Genomic DNA, 18665 nt, shown 5'->3' on the forward strand with positions numbered 1-18665 from the left:
CTCAATCGGCGCCTGTAAACACCGATTAGACTGGCATTGAAAGGGTCTGTGATGAAGCGTTTGACATACTTTGTGGCGATCCTTGCGCTGATTTACAGTGGATACTGGGCCGTTGGGTCATATGCGCTGAAAAATACGGTGCAAAACCAATTGACCACGTTGGAAAATAACGGCTGGTTGGTCGACTATTCCGCATTGAACACACGTGGTTTTCCATCACGTTTTGACACAACGGCAACTGATCTCAACATCACCGCCCCTGATCAGTCCATCAGCTATATGACTGACATTGTTCAAGTTCTCGCCTTATCTTACCGTCCTAATCATGCGATTATCGCGTTCGCGCCCGAGCAGTCTTTGATTTTAGATGGTCTTCCAATTGAGATCGCTAGCGACGGATTGCGCGCCAGTGTTGGCGTGAATGCAAACACGAGCCTGTCGCTCGATGCGGTCACCGCCGAGGCAAAAAGCCTGCAGTTCAATTTAGAGCAAGGCACCATTAGTTCGCTTAACGACGCATTGTTCGCCATGCGTGAAAGTAGTGCTGCGCCAAACACTTACGACACGTACTTCACGTCATCGGATATCGCATGGCCCGCGTTGATATTGGGGCAATTGCCAGCTGACAATCGCCTTCCAGAGACGGTTGATGCCGCGACGATTGATGCCGCTATCACTTTGGATCGACCGATTGATCGCCTGACGTTATCCGCATGGCAAACCGACCCTGCCAACTTGCGTGGCGTCGATTTACGATCCCTTAGCATCACATGGGGCCCGTTTGTCATCACCGGAAATGGCAGTTTCACGATCAATGAGGCAGGCACTCCGGACGGCACCATCACGCTCACGGCCAACGATTGGAAGGGAATATTGGCCGCGGCGCAATCGCTCGGCGTGATATCCGAGCAATATCAATTTATGGCTCAAAGCATCGGTGAAACGCTTTCGCAAGGCGATGACACGCTGGTTTTGCCGATCACAGTCGCAAACGGCAACCTGAGCATCGGCCCGTTACCCCTTGGTCCTGCACCGAAATTTTAACTGTTGCCAAACAATCCCGTCAGTGCGCGTCGCCCAAGCGTCGTCACCGACGGTTTTGATATGGCGTGAAATGGCAGCGGGCGGCAGACTTCCATCGCCGCGATGCCGACCCGCGCAGTTAACGCGCCGTTAATTACACCCTCGCCAAACCGACGGGACACCTTGGATAGCACCCCACCGCCGGCAATAGATCCGATCATGTCGTCGCCAATTGCCACAGCTCCCGTCGCAACGAGATGCACAAAAACACTTTTCGTTAACCGCCAACTGCCTATCGTGCCAGACCGACCACCGTACACTTCGGCAATGCGCCGGATCATGCGCAGATTTGCGGTTAAAGCAGTAAAAACATCCGCCAGAGCTAATGGAACAAGCGCTGTCACAGTGGCGACCTGACGCGCGGCAGCTTCAATTTCGCGGGCAGCGCGTGCGTCAAGAGGGGCAAGAACCGTCTGTTCGGCCAAGCCAAGCAGGCCGTCTGCATCTAGCATACCGCCCTGCTGTTCCGCCAACTGCTCGCGTCCCCACGCCGTATCTTCGCGCCCAGCATACAGCCGCGTCAGTTTCGCAATGGCGGATCGCGCCAAAGCCAAATCACCGTCCGCCAAAGCACGAAATGCGGTTTTGTGGATGCCATCAAGCCGTTGAAGCCGACTGAACGCCGCCATTTCCCGCAGCGCGAGGCCGAGCAAAACCAGCAAAAACCCAACGATCAAAGTCGTAGCAATTCCGCCCAAAATCGGAGAGCGCGCGATGAGCGTGTTCACGTAATCCCACGCCGCCAGCGATACTATGAACCCGATTAAACCCAGCAAAAACGACCAAAACCACTTTGCAATCGGCGATGGACGTCGCGCAGCTAATGCCGCGACCTGCTGCATCGCAGCCCCTTCCGCGCCCATCGGCACATCGATCACCGGCGCGGCGTCCGCTGGATTTGACGTGCCCGTTTCATCTAAATCAATCAAAACAGGGCCGCGATTTGTTTTCTGTGTCATCAGTTCTCTCTCGACCAATTCATGTGAAAATCGGGAAGCTTTTCTGCATTGCCCATTCCGTTGGTCACATCGGAAATATGAAAATCATTGGCTATATAAAAGCTCGCAGCGTCGATGTTGGCCTGAAAAGTCCAAAGCGTCAGGTGATCTCGGTCCAGTTTGGCGGTGTCCAGCAGCGCTGTCCCCCACCCTTTGCGGCTTAAATCTGGGCTAAGATACAGCGCGTCAATGCTATTCCCATGTCGCGCGAGAAATCCAAATCCGCCAGCGACGTCGACCACCCAAACGTCCCGCGTGCCGATCAATTTCTGGCAAAACGCGAAATCTTCGTCGTAGGTGTGAATGCGCGGCATCCACGGCGTGCCATCGATCCACCCGCTCAGAACTTCGGCCATAGCTGGCGCATCAGCAATTTCAGCGGGTCGGATCACAACCGATCCCCCAGTAAAAATTCGGCAGCACGGTCAAGACGGATATGCGGTGGACCATCACCGGGCCGCAAAGTCAGAGGCGCGGGCGCGAAGTTCATCACCTGATAATCCACATCAAGCCATTCTTTTGCGCCATCTGCGGCAGGTGCCAGCAAATGCGACGGGTCGGTTGGCAAGGCGCCCGGATAAAACGCAGCCTGCTTGCCAGTCCCTAACAATTGACCTTTTACAACATTCAACGGGCCATCACCCTGATCAACAGTTTCCTCGACTGTGGTGCGTAAAGATGCAATCGACATCGCGCTGGTCTTCGCCCCCGCAAAACGCGCCTTATCGCGCGCCTCGCGCAACAACGCCTCGGTGATCGATGTTAGCTGCGGATGTTGGGTGTGATGCAAGTGATCCGCTTTTGTTGCCGCAAATAGTATTTTTTCAACCCGACGCCCTTGAAATATGCGCGTCAGAAACGCATTCCGGCCGGGTTTGAACGCGCCCAGAATATCCGCCATCGCTTGACGCAAATCAGCAACAGCAGGCGGACCCGCGTGAATTGCGCCCAAAACATCAAGTAAAACGATCTGCCGATCAATTTTGGCAAAGTGATCACGAAAGAACGGTTTGACGATGTTCCGCTTGTAACTTTCGAACCTACGCTCCAGCTCGCGGCCCAGCGATCCACGTGGGAATTTATCGTCGCCCAATGGCGCAAACGTCAAAACTGGCGACCCAGCCAAATCACCCGGCAACAAAAATCGCCCGGGTGTGCAGTCTGAAAACCCTGCCTCGCGCGATGCATTCAGGTAGGCCGTGAACGATTTGGCAAGCCTTTGCGCATCGGTCTCGTCCAGCTTTTCAGTTGCACTAATCGAACCTAGCGTGGCGAGGAACGCATCCCCACCCGGACGACCAGCAGCACGGGCAATCGCTTGTTTCGACCATTCTGCGAAATTGACATCCAGTAAACCCAGATCAAGCAACCATTCGCCCGGATAATCGATGATATCCAGATGCACGGTGCGCGGCCCTGATAGGCCGGACAACAATCCGGTGGGCTGCATCCGCAACGACAACCGCAACTCAGAGATATGCCGCGTACCTTCCGGCCAACTTGGTGTTGGTGACGTCAGGCGACGCAGGTGATCTTCAAATTCGAAACGGGGTAATGTGTCGTCGGGCTGCGGTTGCAAATATGCCGTCTGGATCGCGCCATCAGCCGCTGCACGCATTTGCGACATGCGACCGCGGTCCATTAAATTGGCGACCAAGGATGTGATAAAAACCGTTTTACCAGCACGACTTAGTCCAGTGACACCAAGCCGGATCACCGGATCAGAAAACGGCGAGGTTAACGTTTCTGTCACCCTATCAACGCGGCGCGTGATCTGATCTGCAATCGCGGCAAGTCCCAATGTCGTCCCCTTTTTAACAGTCTAGATGCATAGATAAGGTCCATATCGCCTCTTGGGTAGGGATTGATTTCAGGTGATGTTCCCCCTAATCGGACGACATGCCCCGTTTTGCTTTGAAAATTGAATATGATGGTGCCCCGTTTGCGGGCTGGCAACGGCAACCGGATCGGCCGTCGGTGCAAGGCGCAATTGAAGCAGCTTTGGCCAAGATCGAGCCCGGCGTGCATTCAATTGCTGCTGCTGGCCGGACCGATGCAGGCGTGCATGGCTGGGGGCAGGTGGCCCATTGCGATCTGCAAAAAGACTGGGACCCGTTTCGGCTGTCCGAAGCAATTAATTTTCACCTCAAACCCGAGCCAGTTGCGATTGTTGATTGCGCTGCCGTGGATGATGACTTTCATGCTCGCTTTTCGGCCACCGCGCGTCACTATATTTTCCGTGTGATGGCCCGCCGTGCGCCACTAACCTTTGGGCAAGGGCAGTTTTGGCGCGTTAACCAAGAACTCGATCTTGAGGCGATGCACGCGGCTGCCGCGCTGCTGTTAGGCACCCATGATTTTACCACGTTCCGATCCACCATGTGTCAGGCCAAAAGCCCCGTCAAAACGCTTGATCGGTTGGACGTAACCCCAATTATCCACCCCGAAGGCATCGAATACCGCTTTGACGTGCGTGCCCGTTCATTTCTGCATAACCAAGTGCGCAGTTTTGTTGGCACGTTGGAACGGGTTGGCGCAGGAAAATGGGCCCCGGAACGGGTCGCAACCGCATTAGCCGCGAAAGATCGCGCCGCTTGCGGTCCGGTTTGCCCGCCAGACGGGTTATATCTGGCGAATGTTGTCTATTCTGACGATCCTTTTGCAATTTAACCCTTAAAAAGTGATTAAAAGTCGCGCAACTTATCGCCAGAATAGCAAAAGATACATTTACCGCACCGCGAGACAGTCTAGAGTCCTTGAAAACAGTCGGCGTCGTTACATGTTATCGTCGGTATAAGAGGCGTCTATGAAATTAACTTTTGCAACAACGACTAGTGTTATTGGCTTGCTGGCTTTGCCCGCATCCGCTCTCGAAGTCACACTTTTGACTGACGAGGCAAGCGATAGCTTACGTGGCCAATTGCGGTCGGCATCGCTGGTCCTCTCGCTTGACGACGAAGACAGCACAGAGGCCCAAGATTTGGTTGCGGCCGCCCGTGCCGATTATCGACGTCTGCTGACTGCGCTTTATGAAAGTGGTTACTACGGCGGCGAAATCGCGATCCGCGTCAATGGACGTGAGGCGGCGAATATCCCGACATTGGACGCACCCAGCGTGATCAACACCATCGAGATCGACGTCACCCCCGGCCCACGGTTTAAATTCGGCGAGGCTGTCGTGGCCCCTGCCCCGCAAGGTACTGAATTACCAGAAGACTTTCGCACCGGCGAGAATGCCCGCACCGACGTCGTGCGCGACGCTGTACGCACGGTTGTCTCGGCGTGGCAGGATGCAGGATACGCCAAAGCGGCGGCTGACGCGCAGCAGATCACCGCACGGCACAACGATCGGTTGCTCGACGTAATTGTGACCATCGGAACCGGCCCGCGCCTGACCTTCGGCGACTTGATCGTGACCGGAAACTCTGCGGTGCGGACGGAACGGATCATCGAAATTGCGGGCCTGCCAACAGGTGCGGTTTACTCGCCTGACGACCTGACCCGCGCAGAGCGCCGCTTGCGTGACACAGGCGCTTTCGACAGCGTGGCCTTGGTGGAATCCGACGATATTGCAGCGGGCGACGTATTGCCTGTGACGGCACAAATCGCCGAAGCAAAGCCGCGCAGATTTGGTTTCGGCCTGGAATATTCAACAATCGAAGGGCTCGGCACATCCGCCTATTGGCTGCATCGCAACTTTTTCGGCGGGGCTGAACAGTTTCGCGTCGAAGGCGACATTTCGGGGATTTCAGGCGAAACTGGCGGGATCGACTATCGATTGACCACCAGCCTGAAACGCCCTGCCGTTTATGGTCCTGACACGGATTTCTTGATTTCTGCAGAGATCAGCCGCGAAGATGAACCGGACTACGTGCTTGACCAAGCCGCCATTGAAGCGACGCTCAGCCGTCTGATCCGCGACGATCTAGAGGTGTCCGGCGGGTTCGGATTGTTAACCGCGCGTGAAGAAACAGATATTGGCGTGCGCGAATATACGTTGCTGACCGCCCCGCTCAGCGCAACGCTAGATCGCCGCGACAATGAGACTGATGCCAAGGATGGGTATTACCTCGACATCGACGCGACCCCTTTTATCAGCATTGATGGCGCCGATAACGGTGCGCGTCTGTTCAGTGACGCGCGTGCTTATCGCAGTTTTGGGGCAGATGATCAGCTAACATTAGCGGCACGTAGTCAGATTGGCACCGTCATTGGGGCAGACGCCGAAGACGCCCCTGCCGACTTCCTGTTTTTCTCTGGCGGCGGCGGTACGGTGCGGGGCCAACCATACAACGACCTCGGCATTGAGACCGTTATTGATGGCGAAACCATCGGTCGTGGCGGCCTGTCGTTCAGCGGTGCGCAACTCGAAGCACGCTATGGCGTGACCGACAGCATCGGCGTTGTTGGCTTCTATGATGTTGGTTTTGTTGGCGAAACCTCTGATCCATTCGGCGAAGGTGACTGGCATGCAGGTGCGGGCCTCGGCCTGCGCTACAACACTGGCATTGGCCCGATCCGGCTTGACGTCGCGACCCCGACAACGGGCGATAATGCAGGCCAACGTGTCGAAGTTTATATCGGTATTGGACAATCGTTTTGAGATATCTCCTGATCACATGCACCTTGCTTGCGGCCCCTGCCCCCCTGTTTGCGCAGACCACAGCACAAGAGGACGAAGACAAAGGCTATCTGACCACCTTGATCGAGGATAATCTGTCAGGTGTCAGCCGCAGCGTGAATATCACTGGGTTCCAAGGCGCGTTAAGCTCTGAAGCGACGATTGATATGCTGACGATTTCGGACGAAGACGGCATCTGGCTGACCTTGGAAGACGTTGTTCTACAATGGCAGCGCACGGCGCTTTTGCGCGGTCGAATCGAGGTCGAAGAACTTAGCGCTGGACGGGTCGTCGTAGCCCGCGCGCCCACTTCAGAGACGACAACACCGTCCGCTGAATCGCAGCCATTTTCCTTGCCGGAGCTGCCTGTCAGCATCCAACTTGGTAAATTGCAAATCGACCGGATCGAACTCGACGAAAGCTTCCTTGGTGAACCCGTCAACATCAGCCTGACGGGCGCTGCATCGCTTGCCGATGGCGAAGGTGCAGCAAATGTCACCGCAGTCCGTCTCGATGATACAGCCGGTGAATTTGTGATCGAAGGCAGTTACAGTAACGAAACCTCAATTCTCGGTCTGGTCCTCGACATCAGCGAAGCTGCCGACGGTATCGCCGCCAAAAAACTCGGTATTCCGAACCGCCCCTCCGTCGCGTTAACCGTGACAGGCGAAGGCCCGTTAGACACTTTTGCGGCGGATATCACGCTTGCAACTGACGGGACCGACCGGATCGCCGGAAACCTTGCGTTGGAAAACATCGATGGAAACCAAGGGTTTCAGTTGAATATCGGTGGTGATGTTACCCCGCTTTTGGCGGGTGATTACCAAGACTTCTTTGGTACGGACGTGGCAGTGGTCGCTGCTGGCCAGCAATTGCCCGACGGTCGTTTTGACCTTAGCGATCTGGACGTGACCGCACAACGATTGCGTCTCACTGGCGGCGCGTTAATCGGGGCCGAAGGCTGGCCAGAACGCATTAACCTCACAGGCGATATCAGCGATCCGACGGGCAATGTCGTGCTACTCCCGTTGTCTGGGCCGAAAACATTCGTGAACGATGTGGCGCTTGATGTGCAATATAATCAAGCTGTTTCAGACGATTGGACGGCGTCCTTCACAATCGACGGCTATGATCGACCGGGACTATATATCGACACGATTGACCTGTCCGGCGGCGGTATTTTACGCGCTGGCGAAGGCGCGGATCAAACTGGCGAAGTTACCGCCGATTTCACCTACGCCGCGCGTGGGCTCGAACTCGACGATCCCGGCACGGCCCAAGCCTTCGGCGACGAGATCACAGGTGTGATCCAAGCCAGCCGGATCGAAGACCAGCCTGTAAATATTGAACAATTGACCCTGCGCGGACCGGGTATCGAACTCGATGCAAACGCCGAAATCGACACGTCGAGCAAGGCGATCCGTATTATCACGCAAACAGCCCTGCGCGTTACTGCGCTCGAACGGTTCTCCACCCTCGCGGGTCGCGACCTCGCAGGTGCTGCGAATGTTGTGATCGACGGCGATATTGACCTGCTGAACGATCTCTACGACATCAAAGTTGCAGGCACGACCTCCGATCTTGCTGTCGATATCGCGCAAGCCGATCCGCTGTTGGCAGGCGCTGGTGAAATTGCGATTGCGTTTGTCCGCGACCCCGACGGCACCCGCCTTGAGAACCTTGATATCGCGACAGCTGCCGCACAAATCAAAGCAAGCGCTGACCTGACCTCGACAGGCAGTGACGCTGTGTTCACTGCGAAGATCGCCGATGTAAACCTGATCGAACCTAGCCTGTCTGGTCCTGTAGACCTCAGCGGCACAGTCAATCAAAACGTCGATAAACTGATCACATTTGACGTGTCCGGCACCGCGCCCGACGCTGTTATTCAGGCCGACGGCACCGCGGAACCGCTTGAAAGCGGGTTCAGCGTCAGAGCGAACATCGCCGCTGATGTCGCCGACCTTGATACCTATGCTACAATCGCTGGCCGTCCGCTGGATGGCGCGATCGATGCACAATTGTCCGGCGTTTTGCTAACCGAAGGGCTGCTGTTCGACGGCGAACTGTCTGCATCCACGGATGACCTCGTCGTCGGCGTTGACCAATTGGACCCACTGTTGGGTGGCCGTGGGACGGTGTCGGTCACGTTACAGCGCAACTCGGACACGAAATATCGCGCCAATGACCTGACCTTGCGCATGCCGCAAATCACGTTGGATGCAGATGCGACAATCGACACACAAGGCCCACTGGATGCGGTCTTTGACCTTCGGATTGCAGACGCAGGACTGGTCGTGCCTGAAATTTCCGGCCCCGTCACAGCGCAAGGGACTGCGAAACGCGGCGATGATGGTGTGGCCTTGATCGACGCCTCAGCGACCGCACCGGGCGTGAATATCACAGCCGACGTGGCCGTGGCGCCTGAAACCAACGCAGTATCCGGCCAAATCAATGCCCGTGTGAACGACCTATCCGACTATCAGTCGATCATCGGACAACCTGTGAGCGGCGGCGTGATTGCTGACGTGTCGGGTCGTTTGCTGCCGGATCTGTCCGAATTTGATGTAGTTCTTGAACTCGCAACACGCGATCTTGAAACGGGCTTTGCCCAAGTTGACCCCCTGCTCGCGGGTGCGGGCAGTGTTCAAGCCATCGCGCGCCGCGATGTCGCGGGTATCGTTGTGCCAACATTGCGAGCCACGACACCGCACCTTGATCTCGCAGCCACGCTCACGCAGGGCGCAGATAGCGGCACAGGTACGTTTGACCTAAGCTTGCCGAACATCGGGCTGGTGGCCGACGGCATTTCTGGTCCCGCGACCGCGATTGGCCGCGCGGATCAGAACGCAGCGGGCGATTGGGCCGTGACCGCAGACGTGACCGCCCCCGGTGCAACGCTGGACGCGGACGTCACCATCGCCGCGACAACCAATGAAATCAGCGGGGCCGTGCAAGCCGCCGTCAACAACCTCGCATCCTACCGCCCCTTGATTGGACAACCGGTCTCTGGTGGCGTGAACGCAAATGTTACGGGTTCGCTAATGCCCGACCTCAGCGCCTATTCAGCGGATATCGCCGTCACGACACGCGACCTCGCGGTCGGCATTCCGACGGCTGATCTGCTGCTGCGCGGCGCGGGATCGCTAGATCTCACAGCCGAGCGGACATCTGACGGCATTCGCGTGCGCAACCTTGCTGCGCGTACAAATAACGTCACGCTGAATGGCAGTTTGGACGCAGGCGACAACGGAACCAACAGCGGCCAATTCGACGCGCAACTGCGGGATATCGGCATCTTTACTGACCAGCTAAGCGGACCTGTTACCGCAAAGGGCACCGCCGCGATTAACGCTGACGGCGCGATTAACCTGAACATCGACGGCACTGGTCCAGGTGGCATCACCGCCCGCGCGAACGGCGGCATCGCGCCCAACGGCAACTTGGATATCGATATCGACGGCACGCTCCTGCTCGCACTCGCAAACGAAGCGATCGCCCCGCGTAGTATCGACGGGACCGCGACGTTAAACCTGTCGATCAACGGACCAGCAGCGCTCGAGTCCATTTCCGGCAACGTGTCCGTAAATAACGCGCGGCTTTCAGCGCCGACGTTGTCCCAAGCGCTTGAAAATATCACTGGCCAAGTCGGGCTGTCGAATGGCAACGCCCAGATATCTTTGCGCGGCAGTATTCCCGCTGGCGGCAACATTTCCGTAGCGGGGCCCGTCGCCCTGACCGGACCGCTGCAAGCCGATATCGCCATCACTGCCGACGGTGTGGTTGTGCGCGATCCAGAGCTTTACGAGACCAGCGTCGACGGTCAAATCACGCTACGCGGCCCCCTTTCCGGCGGTGCGCGGATCGCTGGCGTCCTGACCTTGGGCCAAACAGATGTGCAAGTGCCATCGTCCGGCGTGGGATCGCTTGGCGATCTGCCTGACGTTATCCACGTCGGGCAAAGCGGTGCTGTGCAACGAACACTGGACAGGGCTGGCGTCACTGCCGAGACTGAGACCTCTGCGCCAAGCACAAGCAGCAGTCAGGCCTACCCGCTCGATATTACTGTCAACGCGCCGTCGCGTATCTTTATCCGCGGGCGCGGCTTAGACGCCGAGCTTGGTGGTAGCCTCAGCATTGGTGGCACCACGGATAACATCATTCCAGTCGGGCAGTTTTCGCTGGTGCGCGGGCGCTTGGATATCCTGCAACAACGGTTCGAACTGGCTGAAGGTGTCGCGACCATGCAAGGCGACTTCTCGCCCTACATCCGTCTCGTCGCCGAAACCGAAGCCCGCACCGGAACGCTGGTCAGGATCATCGTCGAAGGCCCTGCAGGCTCGCCCGAGGTGACATTCGAATCCACGCCACAACTGCCGCAGGACGAGGTTCTGGCGCAGTTGATCTTTGGCCGAAACCTCTCAGAGATCAGCCCGCTACAAGCCGTGCAACTGGCAGCAGCCGTAGGCACATTGGCCGGCAGCGGTGGCGGTGGTATCATCGACGGCTTCCGCCAAGACCTAGGGTTGGATGACTTTGACGTCACAACAGACGACGAAGGCAACGCCGCCGTGCGCGCTGGCGCGTATCTGTCAGAGAACGTCTATACCGACGTCACGATCAACTCTGAAGGCGATACTGAAATCAACTTGAACCTTGATATCACATCAGAAATCACCGCCAAAGGAACGGTCGATGCGGACGGTGAAACCAGCATCGGTATCTTCTTTGAGCGGGACTATTAAACGCATCTGATCCACCTGCCGGAAGCTGCTGAAGCCTCCGGCGGGGATTTAAAGAAAGTCAAAGAAGCCGAATGTTAGGCTATCGATAACACTTGTAGCGGTTCGTGGAACGGGCACGCGACTTCGTGGTTATTTCCGAGGTTTTGCATGACAGGCCGATCACCTGCGCAGGAAGCTTGTGCTTTGGGGCAACGCGTACGGAAAACACAGCCTGATGGCGGCGCCAAGGGCGATGGTAATTCACCATCCAAGATTGGGCGCACGCGGGCTTTTTCAAGAACCGGATCAGGGATCGGGACCGACGAAATCAAGGCTTGGCTGTAGGGATGTTCCGGCGCTGTCGTCAGCGTTTTAGCATCGGCTTTTTCCATTTGCCGCCCCAGATACATCACGATGATCTCGTCCGAGATGTGTTTGACGACAGACAAATCATGCGCGATGAAAATCATCGAAAGGTTAAAGTCTTTTTGCAATTCCATCAGCAAGTTCACAACCTGTGCTTGCACAGATACGTCCAGTGCGGACACTGGTTCGTCGCAAATCACCAGCTTGGGTTTCAGGATCAACGCGCGCGCGATCCCGATGCGCTGGCATTGCCCGCCAGAGAATTCATGCGGGTAACGGTTGATCAGATTTGGCAGCAGCCCGACCCGTTCCATCAACTCGCGCACACGGGCTTTGACCTCTGCACGCGGCGTCGTGGGTTCATGGGTGATCAGTGGTTCAGCGATGATTTCACCGACTGTCATGCGCGGGTTCAACGCCGCCAACGGGTCTTGGAAAATCATCTGCACATCACGCCGATGCACACGCCGTTGGCGCGTATCCATACTGGCAAGATCAGCGCCTTCGAAATTGATCTGGCCGCCCGACGACGGCACGGTTCCTACGATGGCTCGTGCAAGCGTCGACTTGCCAGAGCCACTTTCCCCAACAACACCAAGGCATTGGCCGGGCATCAGATCGAACGACATCTCGGAGACAGCATGTAATTTGCGCGGTGGCGTCCACGGCCACGCGCCCTGACGACGCACGTCAAACGTGACGGACAGGTCTTTGACGGATAGAATTGGGCTACTCATGACGTCACCTCATCAGCGGATAGATGGCACGCGCGGCGGCGATTACCTTCGGTTTCAAGCGGCGGCCGCACTGTCGGACAATGGTCCATCACCACATCACAACGCGGCGAAAACGGGCACCCCACGGGCAAGCGTGACATGTCTGGCGGCTCTCCTGCGATGGTTTGCAACGCCGCATCATCACGGTCCAAACGCGGCACCGCCCGCAACAGGCCCTTAGTATAGGGATGCGTCGGGGTCTTGAACAATGCACCCGTTTCGGCCTCTTCCATCACCTGCCCGCCGTACATCACGAGCGTTCGATCACAAAACCCTGCTACAACCCCAAGGTCATGTGTAATTAAGATGACGGCGGTCCCAAGATCGCGTCGCAGGTCGCTGAGAACATCCATAATCTGGGCCTGCACAGTCACATCAAGCGCAGTCGTAGGTTCGTCCGCGATCAGTAATTTCGGCTGACACAGCAGCGACATCGCGATCATGATCCGCTGGCGCATCCCGCCAGAAAACTCGTGCGGATACATCGTGATCCGGTTTTTTGCGTCGGGAATTTTAACGGCATCCAACATAATCGCAGCCTCGCGCACCGCGTTTCGTTTCGACATACCTTTGTGGATTTGCAGGACTTCGGCCATCTGGTCCGAAATGCGCAGATACGGGTTCAACGAGGTCATCGGATCTTGGAAAATCATCGCAATATCGCGGCTGCGGATTTTGTTGAGATCGCGCTGTTTCATGGTTAACAGATCGCGCCCATCAAACATCGCGCTGCCAGTCGCACGCCCGTTTTGGGCCAGAATACCCATGGTCGCAAAAGCCGTCTGCGACTTCCCGGACCCACTTTCACCGACAATCGCAAGCGTCTCGCCCGCGTCAATTCCAAAGCTAACACCGTTAACAGCATTCACGTCACCGTCCGCAGTTTTGAACGTGACTTTGAGGTCTTCAATTTCCAGAAGTGCCATATTTAACGGTCCTTTGGGTCGAGTGCATCGCGCAGGCCATCGCCTACGAAGAAGAATGCAAAAATGGTGAAAACAAAGGCGATGAGCGGGAATTGCAGTTGCCAGATCGTGCCATTGAACATGTTCGATGCGCCCTCTGATAGCAGTGCGCCCAGCGATGTGTTTGGTTCTTGAACACCGAGGCCAAGGAAGCTGATGAAGCTTTCAAAGATGATTAATTGCGGCACCAACAATGTCGCATAGACCGCCACAATACCAAGCAGATTTGGTACGATATGGCGCAGAATAATCTTAAGCGGATGCACACCAATCGCGTGGGCAACTTCGACGAATTCTTTGTTCTTGATGGTTAACGTCTGCCCCCGCGCAATCCGTGCCATGTCGAGCCATGAAATAAGCCCGATCCCGAGGAACAGCATGAACATCGAGCGACCAAAAATCACCAACATCAGAATCAAAACGAACATGAACGGGATCGACATCAGCACGTCCACGGTCCGCATCATGATGCCATCGACACGGCCACCAAAATAGCCAGCGGTCGCCCCATAAAGCGTGCCGACGATCACAGCGACAGTCGCGCCAACGACGCCAACCATGATCGAAATCGCAGTCCCCTGAACGATCCGCGCATAAAGATCACGACCGGAGGCGTCGGTGCCAAAGTAGTGGCCAGTCTCAAACGACGGCACACCTTTATAGGCATTTGCGCCCATTAACGAAAAATCAACGACATCGCGCTCATACTGGGTGAAGAACCCGCCGAAGATGGCGAAAATCGCGACACAGACAAGAAGGATCAGACCAAAAACAGCAGCCTTATTACGGAAAAACCGGGTCCGCGCATCAGCCCATAGCGACCGACCTTGGACTTCGGCCAGTTGCATGGCTTCGCCCACGGATTCGACGTCTTTTGCGTGTGGTAACATAGCGCCGCCCCCTTAGTATCTGATTTTCGGGTCGATCCATGCGTAAAGCACGTCGACCAGAAGGTTGAATAGGATCGTCATCGAACCGACCAGAATGGTGATCCCCATAATGACGGAATAATCGCGGTTAAACGCGGAATCGACAAAGAAACGGCCAATACCCCCCGTTGAAAAGAAGATGTCGATAACGACGGAACCGGTGATCATGAACACAAATGTCGGCCCGAGGTAGGACAGAACTGGCAACATCGCAGGTTTCAGCGCGTGGCGGAAAATGACGCGGCTTGGTGATAGTCCTTTGGCTTGCGCTGTACGGATGAAGTTCGTGTTCAAGACCTCTAACATCGACGACCGCGTGATCCGCGCAATCGACGCCATGTAGGATGTGGACAAGGCAATCACTGGCAAGATCAGGTTTTCCCATTGCCCGCCGTTCCAGCCACCGCCCGGCAACCAACCGAGCCATAACGTAAAGATCAGCACAAGGATCGGTGCCATCACGAAGTTCGGCAGCACTTGTGCGCCAATTGTGAAACCAACGGCCATGTAGTCCAGCCACGAATTCTGCTTGATTGCAGCCGCGGCACCCAATGAAATGCCAACGACCGCCGCAACGACAAACGACCATGCGCCATAGGTCAGCGTGACAGGGAAACCTTGGGCGATAATGTCATTCACGCTTCGGTCTTTATACTGGAATGACGGCCCAAAATCGAATTGGGTCACAACGCCAACAACGTAGTTCGCGATCTGTTTCCAGAACGGTTGGTCCAACCCGTATTTGGCTTCGATATTCGCCAAAACCGCTGGCGGCAAAGGACGTTCTGAATTGAACGGGCCGCCGGGGGCCGCGTACATCAGGACAAACGACAAGACCACAAGGATCAATAGCGTCGGGATCGCGACGGCAAGGCGTCGGGCGATGAAGCTTAACATATGATGGGTGTCCGCATTGGCAAGTTGCGTAAAACAGATCACGCCTCCGGTGGAATACCAAAGGCGTGAAAGTTACAAGATGGCTTATTCAGCAATCTTGTATAGGTCTTTTGAGTACCAGTTCTGCTCAAAGTTGGTGAACGGCCAACCGCCAAGGTCCGCAGATTGCATGTTCACTTCGGCGTAGTGGTAGACAGGAATGATCGGCATATCTTCAGCGATGATCTGCTCGACCTCGGTGTAAGCCGCCTGTGGGTTCTCAGACGTTTTCGCTTCAGCCATCAGTTCGTCAACGCGCGGGCTGGAATATTTCGCATCGTTGTAACCGGAATCTGACTGCATCAAATCTAGGAACGTGGACGCCTCGTTGTAATCCGCACACCATGCGCCACGTGCAATTTCATAGTCCTGATTGCCGCGTGTTTCCAAGAATGTTTGCCACTCTTGGTTACCAAGTTCGGTTTCCACACCCAATGTCTGCTTCCACATTTGCGAAACAGCAATCGCAACAGATCGGTGCGCTTCGGATGTGTTAAAGATCAGGCTCACGTCCAGCGGATTATCCGCGCCAAAGCCTGCAGCAGTCATCAGTTCAACCGCTTTGGCGTTGCGCTCGTCTTGGGTCATCGACGCCATTGGCGTGTCTGGTGTCTCGAAACCAGCCGTCGCCCAGTGTGTGAATGTGTACGCAGGTTTCTGACCGCCAGCCAGAACCGCTTCAACGATCACATCGCGATCAATCGCCATAGCCAACGCCTGACGCACGTTCACGTCCAGCAAAGCTGGGTTCGTCGTATCTGTCATGTTGATCGTATAGTAATAAGAACAGGCACTTGGCACAGAAATAGCTTCATCTGGGCGCTCAGCCGACAAACGCGGGAACTGGCCTGCAGGCACATCTGTCTGGTCCAATTCACCAGCCAAATAGCGGGTCAGCGCGATGTTTTCATCTGTGATGACCAGCTTTGTAACCGTTTCGATGATCGTGTTTTCGTTGTCCCAGTACATCTCGTTGCGCGTACGCACCAATTTTTCCTGTGGGACAAATTCGGACATGACATAAGCGCCGTTGGACACCATGTTTTCAGGCGTTGTCCAGTCCGTGCCAAATGCGTCAACCGTCGCTTTATGCACAGGGAATGTCGTCGCGTGTGTCACCATTTGCGGGAAATATGGCAACGGCTGTGACAGGCTGACGACCAATGTCAGGTCGTCTGGGGCTGACACGCCCAACTCGGATGGCTCCATATCGCCAGCAACAACAGCAGCAGCATTTTCAATCGACATCAATTCAAAAAACCACGCGTATGGCGAGGCAAGTTCTGGCGCCGCTGCCCGCTTCCATGCGTAGACGAAATCACCTGCAACGACTGGGTCGCCGTTGGACCATTTCGCGTTGTCGCGCAGTGTGAATGTGTAGGTTTTGCCGTCTTCAGACACTTCGTAACCTGTCGCCACGCCCGGCACCAAATTGCCTTCGGCGTCTTGGTTCATCAGGCCTTCAAACAGGTCGCGCACAACCGCAGAGCCATCGACGTCTTCGGCGACGCCGGGATCATAAGATGGGCTTTCGTCGCCTACGCGGTAAGTAAATGTCTGTTCCGTCGCCAGCGCCTCGCCAGTGTCTGGATGCGATGCATGGCTGTCTGCAAACGCAGCGCTTGCTGCAAAAACTAGCGTCGCGGCCGTCGTCGCCTTAAGCATGGATGTCAGTGTCATTTGAAATTCTCCCTTGGTTGACCATTTTTACAAGTCATTCGTTTCGCAGTCCGCTCATTTTTTATGCGGCATTGATAGGCTATCATTTGTGAGAGCACCTAAAAGCGCAAGAGACATTTTCTGTTATCGGCACGACGTCGGGTAAAGGCTTTGATGGCACCAAATTATGCATGAAAATTTCGAAATTCCGCAGCAATTTGTTATTTTATGTCACGGCACAACTCGCCCTAAAGGCGAATCGCAGCCAAAGGCCCTGCAGTTTACGTTTCGCCGCATTGCGAAATGATTTACATGGAAACGATGGACACATTACAGCTATCAACGCGCACCCAATTGCCCGACGCCCTGCGGGTGCTGCTCGATGAATTTCCCCGCGCCAGCTGGGAACACGATCCCGGGTTTGAAGGGTTGTTGCGGTTCTGGCTCGATCGGCACCTGATGTTTCGCAAAATCTTGGCCCAGATGACCAATGAAACAGAACAGATGCTTGATAACGCCATCGACCAACGCGCCTTTACCAGCCAGTTGGCGCGATATGGCGGCATGTTCGTCGAACAACTGCACGCCCATCATACGATTGAAGACACGCATTATTTCCCGAAACTGATCGACCTCGACAACCGGATCAGCGCTGGTTTTGGTATTCTCGACAAAGATCATCACGCGATTGATGGCCACCTGAACGACTTTATCGAGGTCGCGAATGATGTGTTAAATCAACGCGATACCCTGTCCAAGCTGATCCCCGCGGCCGAGGCCTTACGCAAGCAACTGATCACATTAGGAACACTGCTAAACCGCCACCTGATCGATGAAGAAGAACTCGTCGTGCCAGTCGTGCTGAAATACGGCGTGTCCGAGTTGTGAAAGCAATTGTCATTTTGGGGGCGTCTGTTTGGCCCGACGGCCCGTCGCCGACGTTAGAACGACGGACGCTTCATGCAGCGTCGCTGTGGCATCAAAACCCGACGCATATCGTCGTGCCCTGTGGTGGACTGGGACAAAACCCACCCACCGAAGCCGCTGTTATGCAAAGGATTTTGATTGATGCGGGCGTACCGCACAAAATGATCCACCCAGAGGACCAGTCGAAATCGACCTACGAAAATTTGCGAAATGCTGCTCTGATCCTGCGCGAACATGGCATTCGTGACATCACTATTGTCACAAACGGCTATCATGGCCCGAGATCAAAGATGGTAGCGAGGGCCGTCGGATTGCGTCCAACGCTTGGGACGCTCGACGCGTCCGATGTGCATAAACCGACCCATTACCGGATGGTTTTGCGTGAAATTCCGGCCCTGCCCGCCTACGCAATGCGTTTGATCTGGTGGCGGTGGCGGGACCGGAATTTGTAACTTAGCTGCGCAGAATAGCCTGAGCCGCTTCAGCGCGTGTCATGCCACGTGCAGCAAGGTCTTCGTCAGACATTTCGTTCAACGTTTCCAACTGCTCGGCGCGCGAAACAGCGTGAGCGAATGCAACGAAGACGTCTTTTACAGCTTGAAACGGCACACGCACAAAAGCCAGTGCCATCTCGCGGTTCGTCATCATTGTGTTCATGTTATAAGTAGACATGGCGAGCAT

At 55.7% G+C, this 18665-nt stretch carries 15 protein-coding genes; 6 read left to right on the forward strand and 9 right to left on the reverse strand.

The window, feature by feature from the left end; translation table 11 throughout:
- Window positions 1-51: 51 nt before the first annotated feature.
- Entirely contained in the window at window positions 52-1044 is a 993-nt protein-coding gene (locus FHS72_RS13695; protein WP_183530089.1) for a DUF2125 domain-containing protein, read from the forward strand.
- Here the strand turns inward: FHS72_RS13695 and FHS72_RS13700 are convergent.
- From FHS72_RS13700 to FHS72_RS13710, 3 genes are read right to left on the reverse strand one after another with little or no spacing between them, the layout of a single operon-like run.
- Window positions 1041-2042 (reverse strand): YcjF family protein, encoded by a 1002-nt coding sequence (locus FHS72_RS13700; protein WP_183530091.1) that lies wholly within the window; start codon window positions 2040-2042, stop codon window positions 1041-1043. The two genes, FHS72_RS13695 and FHS72_RS13700, sit on opposite strands and share 4 nt — an antisense overlap.
- Window positions 2042-2473, reverse strand: a complete 432-nt coding sequence (locus tag FHS72_RS13705; protein ID WP_183530093.1) for a GNAT family N-acetyltransferase — start codon at window positions 2471-2473, stop codon at window positions 2042-2044. Before FHS72_RS13705 ends, FHS72_RS13700 begins: the two co-directional genes overlap by 1 nt.
- Complete coding sequence (locus FHS72_RS13710; protein ID WP_183530095.1) at window positions 2470-3882, reverse strand: YcjX family GTP-binding protein; 1413 nt, start codon at window positions 3880-3882, stop codon at window positions 2470-2472. Before FHS72_RS13710 ends, FHS72_RS13705 begins: the two co-directional genes overlap by 4 nt.
- 98 nt (window positions 3883-3980) lie before the next feature.
- On the opposite strand from FHS72_RS13710, the gene truA reads away from it, so the two are divergent.
- The 3 genes from truA (at window position 3981) to FHS72_RS13725 (ending at window position 11447) form a co-directional block, all read left to right on the forward strand.
- Window positions 3981-4751, forward strand: a complete 771-nt coding sequence (gene truA / locus FHS72_RS13715) for a tRNA pseudouridine(38-40) synthase TruA (RefSeq protein ID WP_183530097.1) — start codon at window positions 3981-3983, stop codon at window positions 4749-4751.
- Window positions 4752-4887: 136 nt separating this feature from the next.
- On the forward strand, window positions 4888-6684 hold the full coding sequence (locus FHS72_RS13720) for an autotransporter assembly complex protein TamA (RefSeq protein WP_183530099.1): 1797 nt from the start codon (window positions 4888-4890) through the stop codon (window positions 6682-6684).
- Window positions 6681-11447 (forward strand): translocation/assembly module TamB domain-containing protein, encoded by a 4767-nt coding sequence (locus FHS72_RS13725; protein ID WP_183530101.1) that lies wholly within the window; start codon window positions 6681-6683, stop codon window positions 11445-11447. Before FHS72_RS13720 ends, FHS72_RS13725 begins: the two co-directional genes overlap by 4 nt.
- Before the next feature lie 74 nt (window positions 11448-11521).
- Here FHS72_RS13725 and FHS72_RS13730 read toward each other — a convergent pair whose 3' ends face one another.
- From FHS72_RS13730 to FHS72_RS13750, 5 genes are all read right to left on the reverse strand, one after another.
- On the reverse strand, window positions 11522-12529 hold the full coding sequence (locus FHS72_RS13730; protein ID WP_183530103.1) for an oligopeptide/dipeptide ABC transporter ATP-binding protein: 1008 nt from the start codon (window positions 12527-12529) through the stop codon (window positions 11522-11524).
- Window positions 12526-13494, reverse strand: coding sequence for an oligopeptide/dipeptide ABC transporter ATP-binding protein (locus tag FHS72_RS13735; RefSeq protein WP_183530105.1), 969 nt, complete (start codon window positions 13492-13494; stop codon window positions 12526-12528). The genes FHS72_RS13730 and FHS72_RS13735 overlap by 4 nt, the downstream gene beginning before the upstream one ends.
- Before the next feature lie 2 nt (window positions 13495-13496).
- Window positions 13497-14423 carry an ABC transporter permease subunit gene (locus FHS72_RS13740; RefSeq protein ID WP_183530108.1) on the reverse strand — a complete coding sequence of 309 codons (927 nt, stop codon included), beginning with the start codon at window positions 14421-14423 and terminating at the stop codon, window positions 13497-13499.
- Between the two features lie 12 nt (window positions 14424-14435).
- A complete protein-coding gene (gene oppB, locus FHS72_RS13745) occupies window positions 14436-15359 on the reverse strand; it encodes an oligopeptide ABC transporter permease OppB (RefSeq protein ID WP_183530110.1) in 924 nt (307 codons plus the stop codon).
- 84 nt (window positions 15360-15443) lie between these two features.
- Window positions 15444-17078 (reverse strand): peptide ABC transporter substrate-binding protein, encoded by a 1635-nt coding sequence (locus tag FHS72_RS13750; RefSeq protein WP_183530112.1) that lies wholly within the window; start codon window positions 17076-17078, stop codon window positions 15444-15446.
- Between the two features lie 291 nt (window positions 17079-17369).
- Between FHS72_RS13750 and FHS72_RS13755 the strand changes: the two genes are divergently transcribed.
- Together FHS72_RS13755 and FHS72_RS13760 are read left to right on the forward strand one after the other, a co-directional pair.
- Window positions 17370-17945, forward strand: a complete 576-nt coding sequence (locus FHS72_RS13755) for a hemerythrin domain-containing protein (protein WP_246414696.1) — start codon at window positions 17370-17372, stop codon at window positions 17943-17945.
- Entirely contained in the window at window positions 17942-18436 is a 495-nt protein-coding gene (locus tag FHS72_RS13760; protein WP_183530114.1) for an ElyC/SanA/YdcF family protein, read from the forward strand. Before FHS72_RS13755 ends, FHS72_RS13760 begins: the two co-directional genes overlap by 4 nt.
- Window position 18437: 1 nt before the next feature.
- On the opposite strand, the gene FHS72_RS13765 is transcribed toward FHS72_RS13760, so the two are convergent.
- On the reverse strand, window positions 18438-18656 hold the full coding sequence (locus tag FHS72_RS13765) for a hypothetical protein (RefSeq protein ID WP_183530116.1): 219 nt from the start codon (window positions 18654-18656) through the stop codon (window positions 18438-18440).
- Window positions 18657-18665: the final 9 nt, after the last annotated feature.

It is taken from the genome of Yoonia ponticola (assembly GCF_014199395.1).
Classification (GTDB): Bacteria; Pseudomonadota; Alphaproteobacteria; order Rhodobacterales; family Rhodobacteraceae; genus Yoonia; species Yoonia ponticola.